The organism is Streptomyces antioxidans, assembly GCF_000968685.2.
In the GTDB taxonomy this organism is placed as follows: Bacteria; Actinomycetota; Actinomycetes; order Streptomycetales; family Streptomycetaceae; genus Streptomyces; species Streptomyces antioxidans.
The window spans coordinates 1-1,828 of record NZ_LAKD02000159.1 but is presented as its reverse complement, the minus strand read 5'-3'; the positions used below and the strand labels follow the sequence as shown (position 1 = coordinate 1,828).

At 64.5% G+C, this 1,828-nt stretch carries 1 protein-coding gene; it reads right to left on the bottom strand.

Annotated elements, in window-relative coordinates:
* Positions 1-1,828: type I polyketide synthase (locus VT50_RS36980; RefSeq protein WP_143645346.1), on the bottom strand; the 1,828-nt coding region annotated here is incomplete at both ends.

Sequence of the window (1,828 nt, the reverse complement as noted above, 5' to 3'; positions counted from 1 at the left end):
AAACACCGTCCGATCCAACAACCCACCACCACCAACAGCAGCACCAGCGTCAGCGTCAGCGTCGGCAAAAACCACCTCCTTCAACGACCGCTCCAACAACACGTCAAACCGCGCACACACCTCATCAAAAGCCGCCGCAAACACAGGAAAAGCCTCATACAACTCCCGCCCCATCCCCGCACGCTGACTCCCCTGACCAGAGAACAACACCGCCACACGCCCCGACCGCACACGCCCCGCCACCACACCAGCAGCCGCACCCGCAGCCCCGCCCTCCGCCAGGCCCTCAAGCCCAGCCTCAAGTTCCTCCACATCCGAACCCAGAACCACAGCACGGTGCTCAAACACCGCACGCGAACCCACCAAAGCACGACCCACACCCACTGCGTCCACGTCATCACCGTCAGCCTGAGCGGCACGCACATACTCCAGCAACCGACCCGCCTGACCAGCCAACGCACCCGCACTACGCCCCGACACCACCCACGGCACCACCCCAGACGACATCACAGGCACCACACCCCCACCAACAGACTCCTCCGCCGGCGCCTCCTCGATAACGACGTGCGCATTGGTCCCCGACACACCGAAGGAAGACACACCAGCCCGCCGCACCCGCTCCCCACGCCGCCACGCCACGGGCTCGGTCAACAGCTCCACCGCACCCGCATCCCAATCCACATGCGATGACGGCTGATCCACATGCAACGTACGCGGCAGCACCTCACGATCCAGGGCCATGACCATCTTGATCACACCACCCACACCAGCAGCAGCCTGCGCATGACCGATGTTCGACTTCAACGACCCCAACCACAACGGCCGACCACCCTCACGCTCCCGCCCATACGTAGCCAGCAGCGCCTGGGCCTCGATCGGGTCACCGAGCGTCGTACCCGTCCCATGACCCTCGACGACGTCCACGTCCGCCGCCGACAACCGCGCATTAGCGAGCGCCTGCCGGATCACCCGCTCCTGCGACGGACCATTCGGCGCCGTGAGCTGGCTGCTCTTGCCATCCTGGTTGACCGCCGAACCACGCACCACCGCCAGAACGCGATGCCCCTTCGCGCGAGCGTCGGACAGCCGCTCCAGCAACAGGACACCGACACCCTCACCCCAACCCGTGCCATCCGCCCCCTCCGCATACGCCTTGCACCGGCCGTCGGCCGACAGACCACGCTGACGGGAGAACTCCACAAACGTCCCCGGAGTCGACATCACCGCCACACCACCAGCCAACGCCATCGAACACTCACCACTACGCAACGCCGCACTCGCCTGATGCAACGCCACCAAAGACGACGAACACGCCGTATCCACCGTCACCGCCGGACCCTCAAGACCAAACACATACGCCACACGCCCAGACGCCACACTCCCCGCACTCCCCGACCCCAAATACCCCTCAAGATCCGCCGGAAGAACCGCCAACCTCGAGGCATAGTCGTTGTACATCACCCCCAAAAACACACCCGTAGCCGACCCACGCAACCCAGCCGGATCAACCCCAGCCCGCTCCATCGCCTCCCACGACGCCTCCAACAACAACCGCTGCTGCGGATCCACCGCCAACGCCTCACGCGGAGACAACCCAAAAAACTCCGCATCAAAATCCGCCGCATCATGCAAAAACCCACCCGACCGCACATACGACGTCCCCGCATGACCCGGATCCGGGTCATACAACCCCTCCAAATCCCAACCACGATCCACCGGAAAGCCCGAAATAGCATCCGTCCCACCCGCCACCAAATCCCACAACTCCTCCGGCGAACCCACACCACCCGGATACCGACACCCCACCCCCACAATCGCAATCGGCTCC